Annotated in this window: 10 protein-coding genes; 9 read left to right on the forward strand and 1 reads right to left on the reverse strand. The window is 57.9% G+C overall.

Annotated features, from left to right (window positions below; all coding sequences use genetic code 11):
• Positions 1-180: 180 nt before the first annotated feature.
• The 5 genes from M655_RS04175 (at position 181) to M655_RS04195 (ending at position 4,983) form a co-directional block, all read left to right on the forward strand.
• Positions 181-792: a DedA family protein gene (locus tag M655_RS04175; protein ID WP_026558037.1), complete on the forward strand. Its 612-nt coding sequence runs from the start codon at positions 181-183 to the stop codon at positions 790-792.
• Between the two features lie 122 nt (positions 793-914).
• Entirely contained in the window at positions 915-1,469 is a 555-nt protein-coding gene (locus M655_RS04180) for an amine oxidase (protein WP_238501632.1), read from the forward strand.
• Between the two features lie 98 nt (positions 1,470-1,567).
• Positions 1,568-2,224 (forward strand): HlyD family secretion protein, encoded by a 657-nt coding sequence (locus tag M655_RS04185; RefSeq protein WP_026558035.1) that lies wholly within the window; start codon positions 1,568-1,570, stop codon positions 2,222-2,224.
• Between the two features lie 13 nt (positions 2,225-2,237).
• Positions 2,238-3,797, forward strand: a complete 1,560-nt coding sequence (locus M655_RS04190; protein WP_026558034.1) for a DHA2 family efflux MFS transporter permease subunit — start codon at positions 2,238-2,240, stop codon at positions 3,795-3,797.
• 40 nt (positions 3,798-3,837) lie between these two features.
• Positions 3,838-4,983 carry an efflux RND transporter periplasmic adaptor subunit gene (locus M655_RS04195; RefSeq protein WP_026558033.1) on the forward strand — a complete coding sequence of 382 codons (1,146 nt, stop codon included), beginning with the start codon at positions 3,838-3,840 and terminating at the stop codon, positions 4,981-4,983.
• On the opposite strand, the gene M655_RS04200 is transcribed toward M655_RS04195, so the two are convergent.
• On the reverse strand, positions 4,980-6,515 hold the full coding sequence (locus M655_RS04200) for a vWA domain-containing protein (protein ID WP_025844808.1): 1,536 nt from the start codon (positions 6,513-6,515) through the stop codon (positions 4,980-4,982). The two genes, M655_RS04195 and M655_RS04200, sit on opposite strands and share 4 nt — an antisense overlap.
• Before the next feature lie 142 nt (positions 6,516-6,657).
• On the opposite strand from M655_RS04200, the gene M655_RS04205 reads away from it, so the two are divergent.
• The 4 genes from M655_RS04205 (at position 6,658) to M655_RS04220 (ending at position 12,443) form a co-directional block, all read left to right on the forward strand.
• Positions 6,658-7,818 carry an iron-containing alcohol dehydrogenase gene (locus M655_RS04205; RefSeq protein WP_026558032.1) on the forward strand — a complete coding sequence of 387 codons (1,161 nt, stop codon included), beginning with the start codon at positions 6,658-6,660 and terminating at the stop codon, positions 7,816-7,818.
• A gap of 139 nt (positions 7,819-7,957) precedes the next feature.
• Complete coding sequence (locus M655_RS04210) at positions 7,958-9,022, forward strand: AAA family ATPase (protein ID WP_026558031.1); 1,065 nt, start codon at positions 7,958-7,960, stop codon at positions 9,020-9,022.
• Between the two features lie 3 nt (positions 9,023-9,025).
• Positions 9,026-10,831: a vWA domain-containing protein gene (locus M655_RS04215; RefSeq protein ID WP_005829484.1), complete on the forward strand. Its 1,806-nt coding sequence runs from the start codon at positions 9,026-9,028 to the stop codon at positions 10,829-10,831.
• A 202-nt stretch (positions 10,832-11,033) separates the two neighbouring features.
• Positions 11,034-12,443 carry a sigma-54 interaction domain-containing protein gene (locus M655_RS04220; protein WP_005829486.1) on the forward strand — a complete coding sequence of 470 codons (1,410 nt, stop codon included), beginning with the start codon at positions 11,034-11,036 and terminating at the stop codon, positions 12,441-12,443.
• Positions 12,444-12,528 lie beyond the last annotated feature (85 nt).

A 12,528-nucleotide genomic window follows, 5' to 3' on the forward strand; every position in this document is an offset into this window, starting at 1 on the left:
AATAGGAAATATAGAAAGAAGAGACAGCCGAATCCTGCGCAAACGAGCGAGCGGAAACAGGCTGTCTTTTTCTACGGGGAAAAAGCCGAGCCGTGTCGTGCCGCGCCAAGTCGAGCCGAGGAAAAAAAGCCAGAATGACAAGCAGTAGGGGGAGAATACAATGGAAGAGGAAAACGTTTTGTGGAGGTAGCCGTGGAACATCATCTGGACCTTTTTGTGATGAAGTACGGATATGTGGGCGTCTTTTTCTCGCTTGCGCTTGGCGTAATCGGGCTGCCGATTCCCGATGAAGTGCTGATGACGTACACAGGGTACGCGGTATCGCGGGGAATGCTGCTGATGCCGTTTGCTGTGCTGAGCGCTTTTTTTGGCGCGGCGGCAGGCATCACGATCAGCTACGCGATCGCCTGCAAATGGGGACTGCCGCTTCTGCTCAAAGTGGGGCCGAATCTTTACATCACCCCGAAAAAAATCGAGTCGACGCAAAAGCTGTTCGCCAAGTACGGTCCCTTTTTGCTGATCGTCGGCTACTTTTTGCCGGGCGTGCGCCACATCACGGCTTACCTGGCGGGGATGTCTGCGATGAAGTACGGCAAGTTTGCCGCTTTTGCCTACACGGGAGCGCTGCTGTGGAGCCTGACTTTTTTGCTGCTGGGAAAAATGTTGGAGCGGGAGTGGTACAAGGTAGTCTTCTACATCCGGCATTACGGCTTGACGTTTTTGCTGATCGGCTGCGCGGTCGGCATCGCCGCTTATTTGCTGGTGAAGTACAGACAGAGCCTGAAAACATGAGCGGGAGAAAAAGTTGGAAAAAAGTTCTTTACAAACCGACGGTCGGTTTTTATTATTAGATCATCAGCAAGCCATCATGATGCTTTTCATCCTACATTCATAAGGAGAGTTGTCCCGTGTTCATGACCTTGTTCTGGATTTTTGTTGACCTGATTCCTTTCTTCGTCGCATTTCAGGTGCAGCCGCCTGCGCTCGGCTTCGCCATCGGGTTTGTGCTCGCGCTGTTGATCTACCTGTTTCAGAAAAAGAAGTTTGGCGAAGTAACGACGATCATTGCGATCAAGGTGTTTTACTTCTTTTGCGGTTTCTGGATTGCCCTCTTGTTCCCTGCGTTTCACCTGTTTGATTTTACCCAACTGTTCATGTACGCCATCCTCGCTGTGGCAGCCACCTGGTCGTTGTGCATCAAAAAGCCGTTTACGCTGCAATATGCAAAAAAAGTGGTGCCCGCCGAGTTTACTTCGCATCCGCTGTTTCTGGCCTCCAACTTTTGGCTGACGTTGATTTGGGCAGTCGCGTTCGGACTTTCGCTCATTTGCTCCGTGCTGTTTGCGCTCGCTGTCATTTCCGGAGATACGGGCGTCATGCTGGTCAACATCTGGAACATCATCGGGCTTGCCGCGACTATTTTTGTCCGTCCCGTTGTGAAGCATTACTTTTTGAAAAAGCAAGGTTAACAAAAGAGGGCAGCACAATTGGTGTGCATGCCTGCTATTTTGCCCCACAACAAACCGACTGTCGGTTTGTTGTGAAATCTGAAAGGAAGAAAGCAGACATGGAGAAGAAAAAGCTGAATCCAAAAGCAATCGTGGCCGTCGTTTGTTTGATCGTGGCGGCGGTCGTGGGTTACTACGGCTACCAGAGCTATTTTTACGTCAAGACGGAGGATGCGGTAGTCACTGGAGAGATATACAAGATCGCGTCCAAGCAGGCCGGAAAGCTGACAAACGTGCGCGTGGATGTGGGCAGCCAGGTCGAGCAGGAGCAGATCGTGGCAGAGCAGGAGCAGCTCAACGCCGCCAGCCCCACACAGGTGGAAAGCTTGATGATCCGCTCGCCGATCAGCGGGGTGATCTTGCAAAAAGTCGCCAAGGAAGGCGAAGTGGTGGGCGCAGGCAACACCGTGGCGCTGGTCGTAGACAAACGGCAACTGTACGTGGAGGCGCACGTGGAGGAAGCAGAGGCAGGTTATGTCCAGGTCGGGCAACAAGTGGACATCGAGCTGGATAAGTACCCGGGCCAGCGGTTTCGCGGGACCGTCAACCGGATTGGCGAAGCGACGCAGTCGACGTTTTCTCTGCTGCCCCCGGTGAATGCGAGCGGCAATTTTACGAAGGTGAGCCAGCGCATTGCCGTGAAAATCACGTTTGACGAAGGACCGTACGATTTTCAGCCAGGCTTGAATGCCCATGTGTCCATCCATGTGCGATAAGGATGTGTAGCTGATGAGTCCACAGGAAAATTTTTGGCCGGGCGTTTTTGCGATTGTGCTGGGCACGTTCATGGCGGTGCTGGATACGAGCATCGTCAACGTAGCGATTCCGGAAATGATGAACGTGTTCGGGGCGTCGACGGAAGAAATCCAATGGGTCGTGACCAGCTACACATTGACGATGGCCGCCGTCATTCCGCTGGCAGGCTTTCTCGGCATCCGGTTCGGGATCAAAAAAAGCTACCTCGCCAGCCTGTTTTTGTTCACGCTCGGCTCGCTGTTGTGCGGCCTGGCGGTCAGCAACGTCACGATGATCGCCGCACGGATCGTCCAGGCGGCAGGCGGCGGACTGATGATGACGATCGGTCAGTCGATGATCCAGCTTGTCGTGCCGCGGGAAAAAATGGGGCCAGCGATGGGAGTGTTCGGCATCTCGGTTTTCGTCGCTCCCGCTGTCGGGCCGACGCTCAGCGGGTATTTCGTGGAGCAGCTCGACTGGCGTTTCATTTTTACGGTGAACATTCCGTTCGGGATGTTGGCGATGCTTCTGGTCTGGCGTTTTTTGCAGGAAAGCGAAGCGAACCGCAAGCAGCCGTTTGATCTGGCGGGCTTCGTCTGGTCGGCGATTGCGTTGGTCAGCCTGCTGCTCGCCGTCACCAAAGGGGAGGAGAAGGGCTGGGACTCGTTTTACATCGTCTCCTTGTTGATGAGTGCTTTGCTAGGCGGCTGTCTGTTCGTCATGCGCGAGCTGTCGACTGCCCATCCGCTGGTCGATGTTCGCCTGCTTGCCAACCGCCCGTTTACGCTCGGGCTGTTGGTGAACAGTCTGATTATGGTCGGCAATTTCGGTGTGATCTACCTGCTGCCGATCTATTCGGAGAACATGCTCGGCAAAACGGCGATGGATACCGGGCTGATGATGCTGCCGCAGGCGCTCGCTTCCGGGGTGGTGACGCCGCTATGCGGCATGCTGGCGACGCGCATCGGTCTGAAGCCGCTGATTGTCGGCGGGCTTGTGCTGTGCATCGTGCCCGGCTATTTTCTCAGCCAGGTCGATCTGGACACGAATGTGACGACGATTCATTGGCTGCTCGCCTTGCGCGGGGCCGGACTGGGCATGTGTCTGATGACGTCCATGCAAATTCCGCTGGTGGCCGTGTCCGAGCCAGCGCGAGTGCCTGCGGCTTCGGTTATCACGAATATTTCCCGGCAGGTCGCGACCTCGATCGGGATTGCCGGACTGATTTCCCTGTTTTCCCGCAGAGGCGCCGAGCATGCGGCACAGATGAGCGAGCAAGTGACGGCCACACGGCAGCCTGTGCTGGAGGCGTTGTCCCAGTGGCAGCAAATGTACGCGGCCAAAGGGCTGTCGTGGACGGAGGCGTATGCTGCGGCCAGCGGGCTATTCGGCCAGCTCGTAAAAAAATACGCGGCAGTCGCCGCGCTGCAGGACAGCTTGCTTATGGCCGTGCTCGTGCTGGTGGCGGCGTTTTTGACCATGCTGACCGTAAAAGAAAACAAGGCAGCCATGCAAGCAGGCAAGGAGGCGGCAAAGTCCGCAGTACCGGATTAAAGCGATTTTTCCCCATATCATAAATCAGGAGGGTTTCAGCATGAATTGGCGCAAATGGATGGCGGCGTTGGCAGGAAGTACGGCGATTGCTTGCCTGGCAGGCTGCGGCTCGGTGCAGCCCACAGCCTTAACACCTGCAACGCCAGCCTCTGCTCAAGAGGCAGCAGGGGAGGAAGCGGGTACGCACTCGTTCAGCGGGAAAATGATCGGCATCGAGGAAGTCACGATTTATCCCAAGACGGCAGGGCGAGTGGCCGCCGTCTTCCGCGATACGGGCGATCGGGTAGAAGCGGGCACGCCGCTTTTGGCGCTGGAGACGGTCGAGCTGGAAGCGAGCCTGCAAATGGCAAAAGCCGAACTCGCCACGGCGCAGGCAAAATGGGAGGAAGCAAAGGCAGGAGCGCGGGCGGAAGACTTGCAGTACGCCAAAGCGGGCTGGCAGCAGGCGCAAAGCAAGTACGAGGACGTCAAAAACGGCAAGCGGCCGGAGGAGCTTGCCCAACTGGCGGCGGCGGCGCAATCGGCGAAATCGGTCTACGATGCCGCCAAAGCGAAGCAGGCACGGGCAAAGACGCTCTACGATCAAGGGGGGCTTTCCAGCCAAAGCCTGGAGGACGCACAGACTGCGTTGGCGCAGGCAGAAGCACAGTACGTCCGTGCCCAGGAAGAGCTGAGGCTGGCCCGGCAAGGAGTGACGCAGCCGACGCTGCAATCGCTCGCAGCCAATGTCGAGCAGATGAAGGCGCTGTACGACAAGACGAAAAACGGCCCGACGAAGGAACAGCTCGCCCAGTATGAGGCGGGTGTCCAAAAGGCGCGGGCCGCTGTCCAAAATGCCCAGTATCAACTGGACAATGCAACGCTGAAAAGCCCAATCAAAGGCTACATCAGCATGAAAAGCATCCAGCCGGGCGAGCTGGCAAACGCGAGCATGCCTGTCATGAGCGTGGTGAACACAGACCAACTGTATGTCGTGATCGGCGTATCGGAGGCAGAGCTCGCCCGTTTTTCCCTGAACAAGAAAGCCGATGTATTCGTCGAAGCGCTTCAGCGCCACGTTCCGGGCAAGGTAGCGCGGATCAGTCCAAAGGCAGACGCTGGAACGAATACGTACACGGTGAAGATTCTCGTGGACAATCCAAAAGGAGACCTCCGTTCCGGGATGACTGGCGTAGTTTCGCTTTAATGCTTCCGGAGAGCCAGGCTGTTCTCGACGAGCCGGACAAATTCGCGCTGCTCCTCGCCGGAGGCGTTTGCCTTTGCCAGCTCCAGCACATCGTGCAGAGAGCTTCGTTCTGACCAGGGGCTTTCGCGAAGAATCTCGGCAAACTCGGCGACAGAAGCGAGAAATTTCAACTCGGGCGACAATGTCGTCTGCACCTGCACGGGCTGACTGGTTTCTTCTACGCGATTGGTCGCTACGTCGTGGTGGCGGATGCGCACGGTGCCCAGCGGGGCCGTATCCGCCGCCTTTTTTGGCTTGATCTCGTAAAGCGCGGTGACGGTATGACCAGCTCCTACTTCGCCCGCGTCTGTTTTGTCGTTGCGAAAATCTTCATCGCGGACGTCGCGGTTTTCATAGCCGAGCAGGCGATACGAGTCGACCTTGGCCGGATCGAACTCCACCTGGATTTTGACATCGCGGGCGATCGTCTGCAGCTTGCCTGTCAGCGCTTCCGTAAACACCCGTTTGGCCTCGGAAAAGGAATCGATGTAAGCGTAGTTGCCTTCGCCTTTGTCGGCGAGCTGCTCCATCAGCACATCGTTGTAATTGCCCATCCCGAAGCCAAAGGTGCTCAAATAAATCTCTTTGCGGGAAAAGTCCTCGATCGAACGCAAGATTCCTTCCGCGCCCGTCTCGCCCACGTTGGCTACCCCGTCGGAGCAGAGGATGACGCGATTGATCGCTCCGCGTTCAAAGGAGCGGGAGGCCAGCTCATAGCCGAGCAGCAGTCCTTCTTCGGCATTGGTGGAGCCTTCGGGTTTCAGCTCGGCAATCGCGGACAAAATTGCTGGCCGCTGCTTGGCGGAAGTCGGGGGAAGCACGACCCGCCCGTTTGAGCCGTAGACGACGATGCCGACCGTATCGTCTGGCTGGAGCTGGTCGACCAGGACGTTCAAGCTTTTTTTCACCAGTTCCAGGCGGTTTTCCCGCGCCATCGAGCCGGAGACGTCGATGACGAAGACGAGCCGGGCGGGTTTGCGGTCGTCGCTTGCGATTTCCTTGCCTTTGATCCCGATGCGGACGAGCTGGTGACCGGGATGGAAAGGCGATGGCCCGCCGTCTGTGACGATGGAAAACGTGCGGTCTGTGGGAGCCGGATAAGCGACGGGGAAGTAGTTGATAAATTCCTCCACGCGAACAGCGTCCGGCGGCGGCAAGGTGCCTTCGTGGATGTAGCGGCGCATGACGGTGTAGGAGCCGGTGTCTACGTCTGCGGCAAACGTAGAGAGACGGTCTTCTGCGGCGGAGACGAACGGGTTTGCGCCGTAGTTTTGAAAATACATATCATCTGTGCGCGACGGGATTGGAGTTGGGAGCGAAGCATCTTGCATGGTACGGCTGAGCGCGGATGATTCGCTCGCCGCTTGTTGCGGGCTTGCCGCCGTCTGCGGATGGGACCCGTTGTTTTCCGCGGCGCGCTGCCCAGTCGAGCTGCAGCCGATCAAGGCTGCAACCAAAACGGTCATGCCACTTGCCTTTACGATGTTTTTCATCTGTCTATTCCCCCTTTTGCCTATGAGACGTGGAAAAAAAAGGAACGTTACAGTCGCTGCGGCCTTATTGCGCGAATCTTTTTGCGATTTTCTGGCTCGCGGCTCTTTCAGCTAGTATGATGGGGAAAAGGGAGGCGATACGATGAACGCATACAGCTATTATTGCTCTACACGCATCGAAATGGGGACAGGCAAAGCTGGGGAGCTGCCGAAGCTTTTGCACGATCTGCAAAAAGGCACGTCTGTCCTGCTGGTCAGCGATCCGGGGGTCATCAAGGCAGGGCTGGTCGCGCCGATCCAGGAGGCGCTGACGGCAGCCGGTTTTCAAGTGACGCTGTTTGATCGGCTCAGCCAAAATCCGCGCGATACGGAATGTCTGGAAGGGGCAGTCCTGTTTCGCGACACAGCCGCCGACATGGTCGTAGCGATTGGGGGCGGCAGCGCGATGGATACGGGCAAAACAATTGCGCTGTGCGGGCCAAACGGCGGAACGCCCGCCGACTACGCAGACGGGCGACTGGCCTATGAAAACATCGCGCCGATCATCTGCGTCCCGACGACAGCGGGAACTGGCTCGGAAGTGACGCGCTCTGCCGTAATTACGGAGGCTGCCACGCACCGGAAAATGACGCTCAAGCACGCAGCGCTGCGGCCAGTCCTGGCCGTGCTCGACCCGGCTTTGACGTACAGCGTGCCTGCTGCCGTCACCGCTGCTACCGGAGTCGACGCGCTCGTTCACGCCATCGAAGGCTACACGTGCAAGGTGACGAATCCGATCTCGCAAGCGCTCGGGGCCAAAGCGATGCAGACGATTGTGTCCGCTCTGCCCGCAGCCTACGCAGACGGGCAAAACGAAGCGGCCCGGCACGCGATGCTCGAAGGCAGCCTGCTTGCGGGACTGTGCTTTGGCTCTGCGGATGTGGCGGCTGTTCACTGCCTGGCCGAAGCGTTAGGCGGGCTGTACGATACGCCGCATGGAGTGGCAAACTCCGTCTTTTTGCCGCACGTCCTGCGCTTCAATGCTGCGGAAAACAAGCCGATGCACGCGGATCTCGCCCGCTACATGGGCTTTGCCGCAGATGCCGACAGCGAAGAGGTTGCAGTAGACAAGCTGATCGCGGGCATTGCCGAGTGGACAAGCAGCTTGCACATCCCCAAGCTGAAAGACTTGCCCGGCGTGCGCGAAGAAGACTTCCCCCGCATCGTGGAGCTGTCGATGCAAAACGGCTCGACGCCAAGCAACGTCCGCACGATTACGGCGGACGATTACATGAGCATTTTGGTCGAGGCTTATCAGGCGTAGTTTTTTTCTTGCCCGCTGTTCAAATATCTTGTAAAATTAGGAAATCTTTGTGGTGTGACGGTCGCTTATAGTCAATGGAAAAAAACGAGGAAAAGAGGTCGATTGCCGCTACGATTACACAAACAAGAGAGGTACTTACATGAATTTAGCCATTAACGTAACACAACATCAGCTAATGGACGTGCTGCTCAACGTAGCCGTGGTGCGTCCCGTCTTTATTTGGGGAGCGCCGGGGATCGGGAAATCTGCCCTTGTCGAAGCTTTCGCCCAGCAGGTAGGCTTGCCGTGCGTCTCCCTTTTGGGGAGTCAGTTGGCGCCGGAGGATATTATCGGCGTTCCGCAGATCGTGGAGGGAAAAAGCAGGTTTTGCCCGCCGGCGCAAATCGCGCGGGAAGAGCCGTACTGCCTGTTTCTCGACGAGCTGAATGCGTGTTCGCAAGAGGTGCAAAAAGCGTTTTACAGTCTGATTCACGAGCGCAGAATCGGGGATTACCACTTGCCGGAAGGCTCGATTGTGATCGGGGCGGGGAACCGCGCCCAGGACAGCGCGATTGTCAAGCCGATGTCGTCCGCGCTCATCAACCGGATGTTCCATGTGCAGCTTCTCGTCTCCCATGAGCAGTGGCTGAGTTGGGCGTACGCCAAAGGGATTCATCCGTACGTGCTGCAATTTTTGCAGGTGCGTCCCGACTATTTGTGGTCGCAGCCGCCCAAGACGGAGGAGCCGTTTTCCACGCCGCGCTCCTGGCATATGCTCTCGGATGCGCTGCACGAATTTGGCGAAGGGCTGACCAGCGAGATCGTCGGGGTGCTCGCCTATGGCTGCCTGACGCCGCAGCATGCCGCACAGTTCAAGGCTTTTCACAAAAACCTTCAGGGCAAGTACCAGCTCAACCGCATTCTGGAGGGCGAGGCGTCGTTCCCGAGTGCGCCGGAGGACCGGGACGTGCTGTATTTCCTCGCCGATTCGTTCCGCGCCCAGATCAAAAAGGAGCTGCCGCCAGACAAAGCTTCCGTGAGCGATGGGCACAAGCGGTTTGCGCATCGGGCCAAGGCTCTGCTCAAAGACTTGTCTGCGATCTCGCTGGAAATGGCGCAGATGGTCGTCGCCCGGCACGAGGACGGGGACGGCTTGCCGGACTGGTTTGTCGTCGAGGTCATTCGCGACTTGCCGCGGCTGGCGATGGACAGAAAGGGCAAGTAGCCGATGGCCAAAGGACAGAGAGGGCAGAGCGACCCGGCGACGCAAAACTACCAGCAGGCAGTGCAGTTTTTGGCGCATCACCCGATGTTTGGGCCGCTTTGCTCCCGTGCCCATTTTTTTCGCGCGGAAAACAACTTGTGCCCGGAGAACGGCTGGGCCGTCGTGACCGCGAGCGGAAGCATTCACGTACACCCCAAGCGCAGGGGAGCGGTGGAGGAATGGATTTACGTTCTCGCACATGCCTTGCTGCACCTAGGGTTTGGGCACTTTGTGGAAAAAGAGCAGCCCGCGCTGTGGAATATCGCCTGCGACTGCTACGTCACCCGCTTTTTGAAGGACATGAAGCTGGGCAAGCCTCCCGCTGAGATGGCGTACGCGCTAGAACTGGCGGGAAAAAGCGAAGAGGAGCTGTACAAGTGGTTTGTCGAGCACGGCGTGCCCGAGCAGATGAAGCTGTTTGGAACAGGCGGAGAAAGACAGCCGGATATGTTGTTTTCCGACAAATACGTCCGCTACAGCTACAAGCGGGACGTGAACTGGGAACGGCTCCTGGGCATCGGGCTGTCGCAGGCCGTGCAGAGCGCGGTCAGCGTGGCGGGCGGGTATGCGGATGCGCTGGGGAATGAGGAAAGCAAGCTGTCGGACGCGCAAAAGGCGAAGCGCTGGTTCATCAATCACTACCCGCTGCTCGCTTCCCTCGCCAGCCACTTCACGATCATTGAGGATTCGCTCATTTGCCAGCGGCTGCAAATATCGGTGGCCGCCATTGATGTGACCTCGCAGGAGATTTTTATCAACCCGGCGGCAGGGCTGGACGAAGAGGAATGCAAGTTCGTGATGGCCCACGAGCTGCTGCATGCGGGCTTGCGGCACCATGAGCGCTGCCAGGGACGGGACCCGTATTACTGGAACGTGAGCTGCGACTACGTCATCAATCAATGGCTGATGGAGCTTGGCGTCGGGCGCTTTCCGCAGATTGGCGGTCTGTACGATCCCGATTTGAAGGGTTTGTCGGCAGAGGCCATCTACGACCGGATCGTGACCGATATGCGGACGTACCGCAAGCTGTACACGCTCAGAGGAATCGGCATGGGCGATATGTTGGACGGGGACGACCCGCGCTTTTGGGAAAAGGGACCGGGGACGACGCTGGACGACTTTTACCGCAGCGCGATGTCGCAAGGCTTGATCTATCACCAGGAGCGGGGCCGCGGGCTTTTGCCGGCCGGCTTGGTGGAAGAAATTCGCGCCCTCGGCCAGCCGCCGATCCCGTGGGATGTGCAGCTCGCGCGCTGGTTCGACGAGCATTTTCCGCCGCTGGAAAAAAGACGCACGTACGCCCGCGCCAGCCGCAGGCAATCGTCGACGCCGGACATCGCCCGTCCTGCCTGGGCGCATCTGGAGACGGACCAGCTCGCGCGCACGTTCGGCGTCGTCATTGACACGTCCGGCTCGATGGACAGCAAGCTGCTCGGCAAGGCGCTGGGAGCGATTGCGAGCTACAGCGAGGCTCGCGACGTCCCGTATGCGCGGGTTGTGTTCTGCGACGCGCAGGCTTACGATGCCGGCTACCTCTCCCCGGACGATATCGCGGAGCGCGTCAGCGTCAAAGGGCGCGGCGGAACCGTTTTGCAGCCAGGCATCGACCTGTTGGAGAAGGCCGCCGATTTCCCGAAGGACGGCCCGATCCTCGTCATCACGGACGGGGAGTGCGATCGGCTCCGCATCACGCGCAGCCATGCTTTCATGCTGCCAAAAGGAAAACATTTGCCGTTTGTGCCGAGAGGCCCGGTTTTTCGGATGGAATAATGGGAAAGCACCGCCTAGTGGCGGTGCTTTTCCAGTTCCGAAAAAAATGAAATAAGCGGAAAATGGAAATGAAAAATACAAGCAGCGCGGCGATGACGACCTGCACCATGCTTGTTGTCTCACACTTCCACTGGTACGAGCGAACGGTATAAGCTATTCTGTATAATAAATCTGAAAATTAGCAAGAACGGGGAACATAGCCATGACAGAACAGGAGAGCAAAGAGAGAAAACTGCTTTTGCAAGAGGTAGAAGGGCTGCTGTCGCTCATCACTGTGCCGATTCTCGTCGTCGATGCGACGGGGCATGTCATCCACGCCAATCAGGCGGCTGAGCACGTCTGGCAGCGTTCTTTGGCTGTTCTCCTGACGAAAAGCTTGCAGGCGTTCGTCGCTACGTCCAAGCTGCTCGGGTTCGTCAAAAAAGGCAAGCCGCTGCGCGATTTTCCGGTCGAGATCGTGGACGGGAGCGGCAAACGCCTTCCGTGTCTTTGTCGGCTGCACCCGCTGTACATCGACCAAAAGCCGGAGGGCGCGATCTTGCAGTTCACGCGGCAGCAGATGGAGACGGAGCAGGAAAAAAACCGCAAATACGTCACGCGCTATACGTTTGCGGACATTCGCGGGAACAGCGAGGCGATTATCGCCTTGAAAGACTCGGCCAGAAAAATCGCGAAAAGCGACTCGACCGTGCTCATTCGCGGGGAGAGCGGCACCGGAAAGGAAGTGCTCGCCCAGTCGATCCACCAGGCCAGCTCGCGCAGCGACGGGCCGTTTGTCGCGATCAACTGCGCAGCGATACCGGAGGCGTTGCTGGAAAGCGAGCTGTTTGGCTACGAGGAAGGGGCGTTTACGGGGGCGAAAAAAGGCGGCAAGGCAGGGCGGTTCGAGCTGGCCTTGAACGGCACGCTGTTTCTCGATGAGATTGGCGACATGCCGCCGTTTTTGCAAGCCAAATTGCTCCGCGTCCTGCAGGAGCGGCGCATCGAGCGGGTGGGCGGCTCGGAAAGCATCCCGGTCGATGTCCGGCTGATTGCCGCGACGCACAAGGACCTCGACGCGATGATCGTCAGCGGCCAGTTTCGCGAAGATTTGTACTATCGGCTGCACGTCATTCCGCTGTACGTCCCGCCATTGCGCGAGCGCAAAGAAGACTTGTACGACCTGATCCACTACTATTTGAAGCTGTTCGCGGACAAGCTCGGCAAAGAGCCGAAGCTCTTTTCGGCGCAGGCGCTGAAATGCCTGATCGACTACCATTGGCCTGGCAATATACGCGAGCTGGAAAACACGCTGGAGTACATCGTGAATCTGGAGATTGGCGACCTCGTGACGATCAGCAGCCTGCCTGCGATCATTCGCGGAAGCCGGACGAGCGAGGAAGGGCTGGCTACACAGTCGCAGAGCCAGGCAACGCCATCTGCACCGCTTGCTTCTGCCACTCCGGCGCCACAGGCGGCAGAGCTTTCCCTGGAAAAAACCGAGGAACAGCTCATTTTGCAGGCGGTGCAGCGTTTCGGAAAAAGCACCGAGGGCAAGCGCAAGGCCGCCGAGTTTTTGGGCATCAGCGTCGCTACGCTGTACAGACGCTTGCAAAAGCTAAGCCGCAAGTGACGGCCTCACGCAGACGAAAACAGAGGAAAAACGCAATGAGAAGGAGGCCAAAGCCCCAACTTATATCCCGGACAAGCTGGAAACG

Source organism: Brevibacillus sp. NSP2.1 (genome assembly GCF_000470975.2).
GTDB lineage: Bacteria > Bacillota > Bacilli > Brevibacillales > Brevibacillaceae > Brevibacillus > Brevibacillus agri.

What these genes read in the sequence shown, in the direction of transcription:
- M655_RS04200 (WP_025844808.1), bottom strand. Translation starts at nt 6,515, where the DNA reads ATGAAAAACATCGTAAAGGCAAGTGGCATGACCGTTTTGGTTGCAGCC.
- M655_RS04195 (WP_026558033.1), top strand. Translation starts at nt 3,838, where the DNA reads ATGAATTGGCGCAAATGGATGGCGGCGTTGGCAGGAAGTACGGCGATT.
- M655_RS04220 (WP_005829486.1), top strand. Translation starts at nt 11,034, where the DNA reads ATGACAGAACAGGAGAGCAAAGAGAGAAAACTGCTTTTGCAAGAGGTA.
- M655_RS04185 (WP_026558035.1), top strand. Translation starts at nt 1,568, where the DNA reads ATGGAGAAGAAAAAGCTGAATCCAAAAGCAATCGTGGCCGTCGTTTGT.
- M655_RS04205 (WP_026558032.1), top strand. Translation starts at nt 6,658, where the DNA reads ATGAACGCATACAGCTATTATTGCTCTACACGCATCGAAATGGGGACA.
- M655_RS04215 (WP_005829484.1), top strand. Translation starts at nt 9,026, where the DNA reads ATGGCCAAAGGACAGAGAGGGCAGAGCGACCCGGCGACGCAAAACTAC.
- M655_RS04190 (WP_026558034.1), top strand. Translation starts at nt 2,238, where the DNA reads ATGAGTCCACAGGAAAATTTTTGGCCGGGCGTTTTTGCGATTGTGCTG.
- M655_RS04180 (WP_238501632.1), top strand. Translation starts at nt 915, where the DNA reads ATGACCTTGTTCTGGATTTTTGTTGACCTGATTCCTTTCTTCGTCGCA.
- M655_RS04210 (WP_026558031.1), top strand. Translation starts at nt 7,958, where the DNA reads ATGAATTTAGCCATTAACGTAACACAACATCAGCTAATGGACGTGCTG.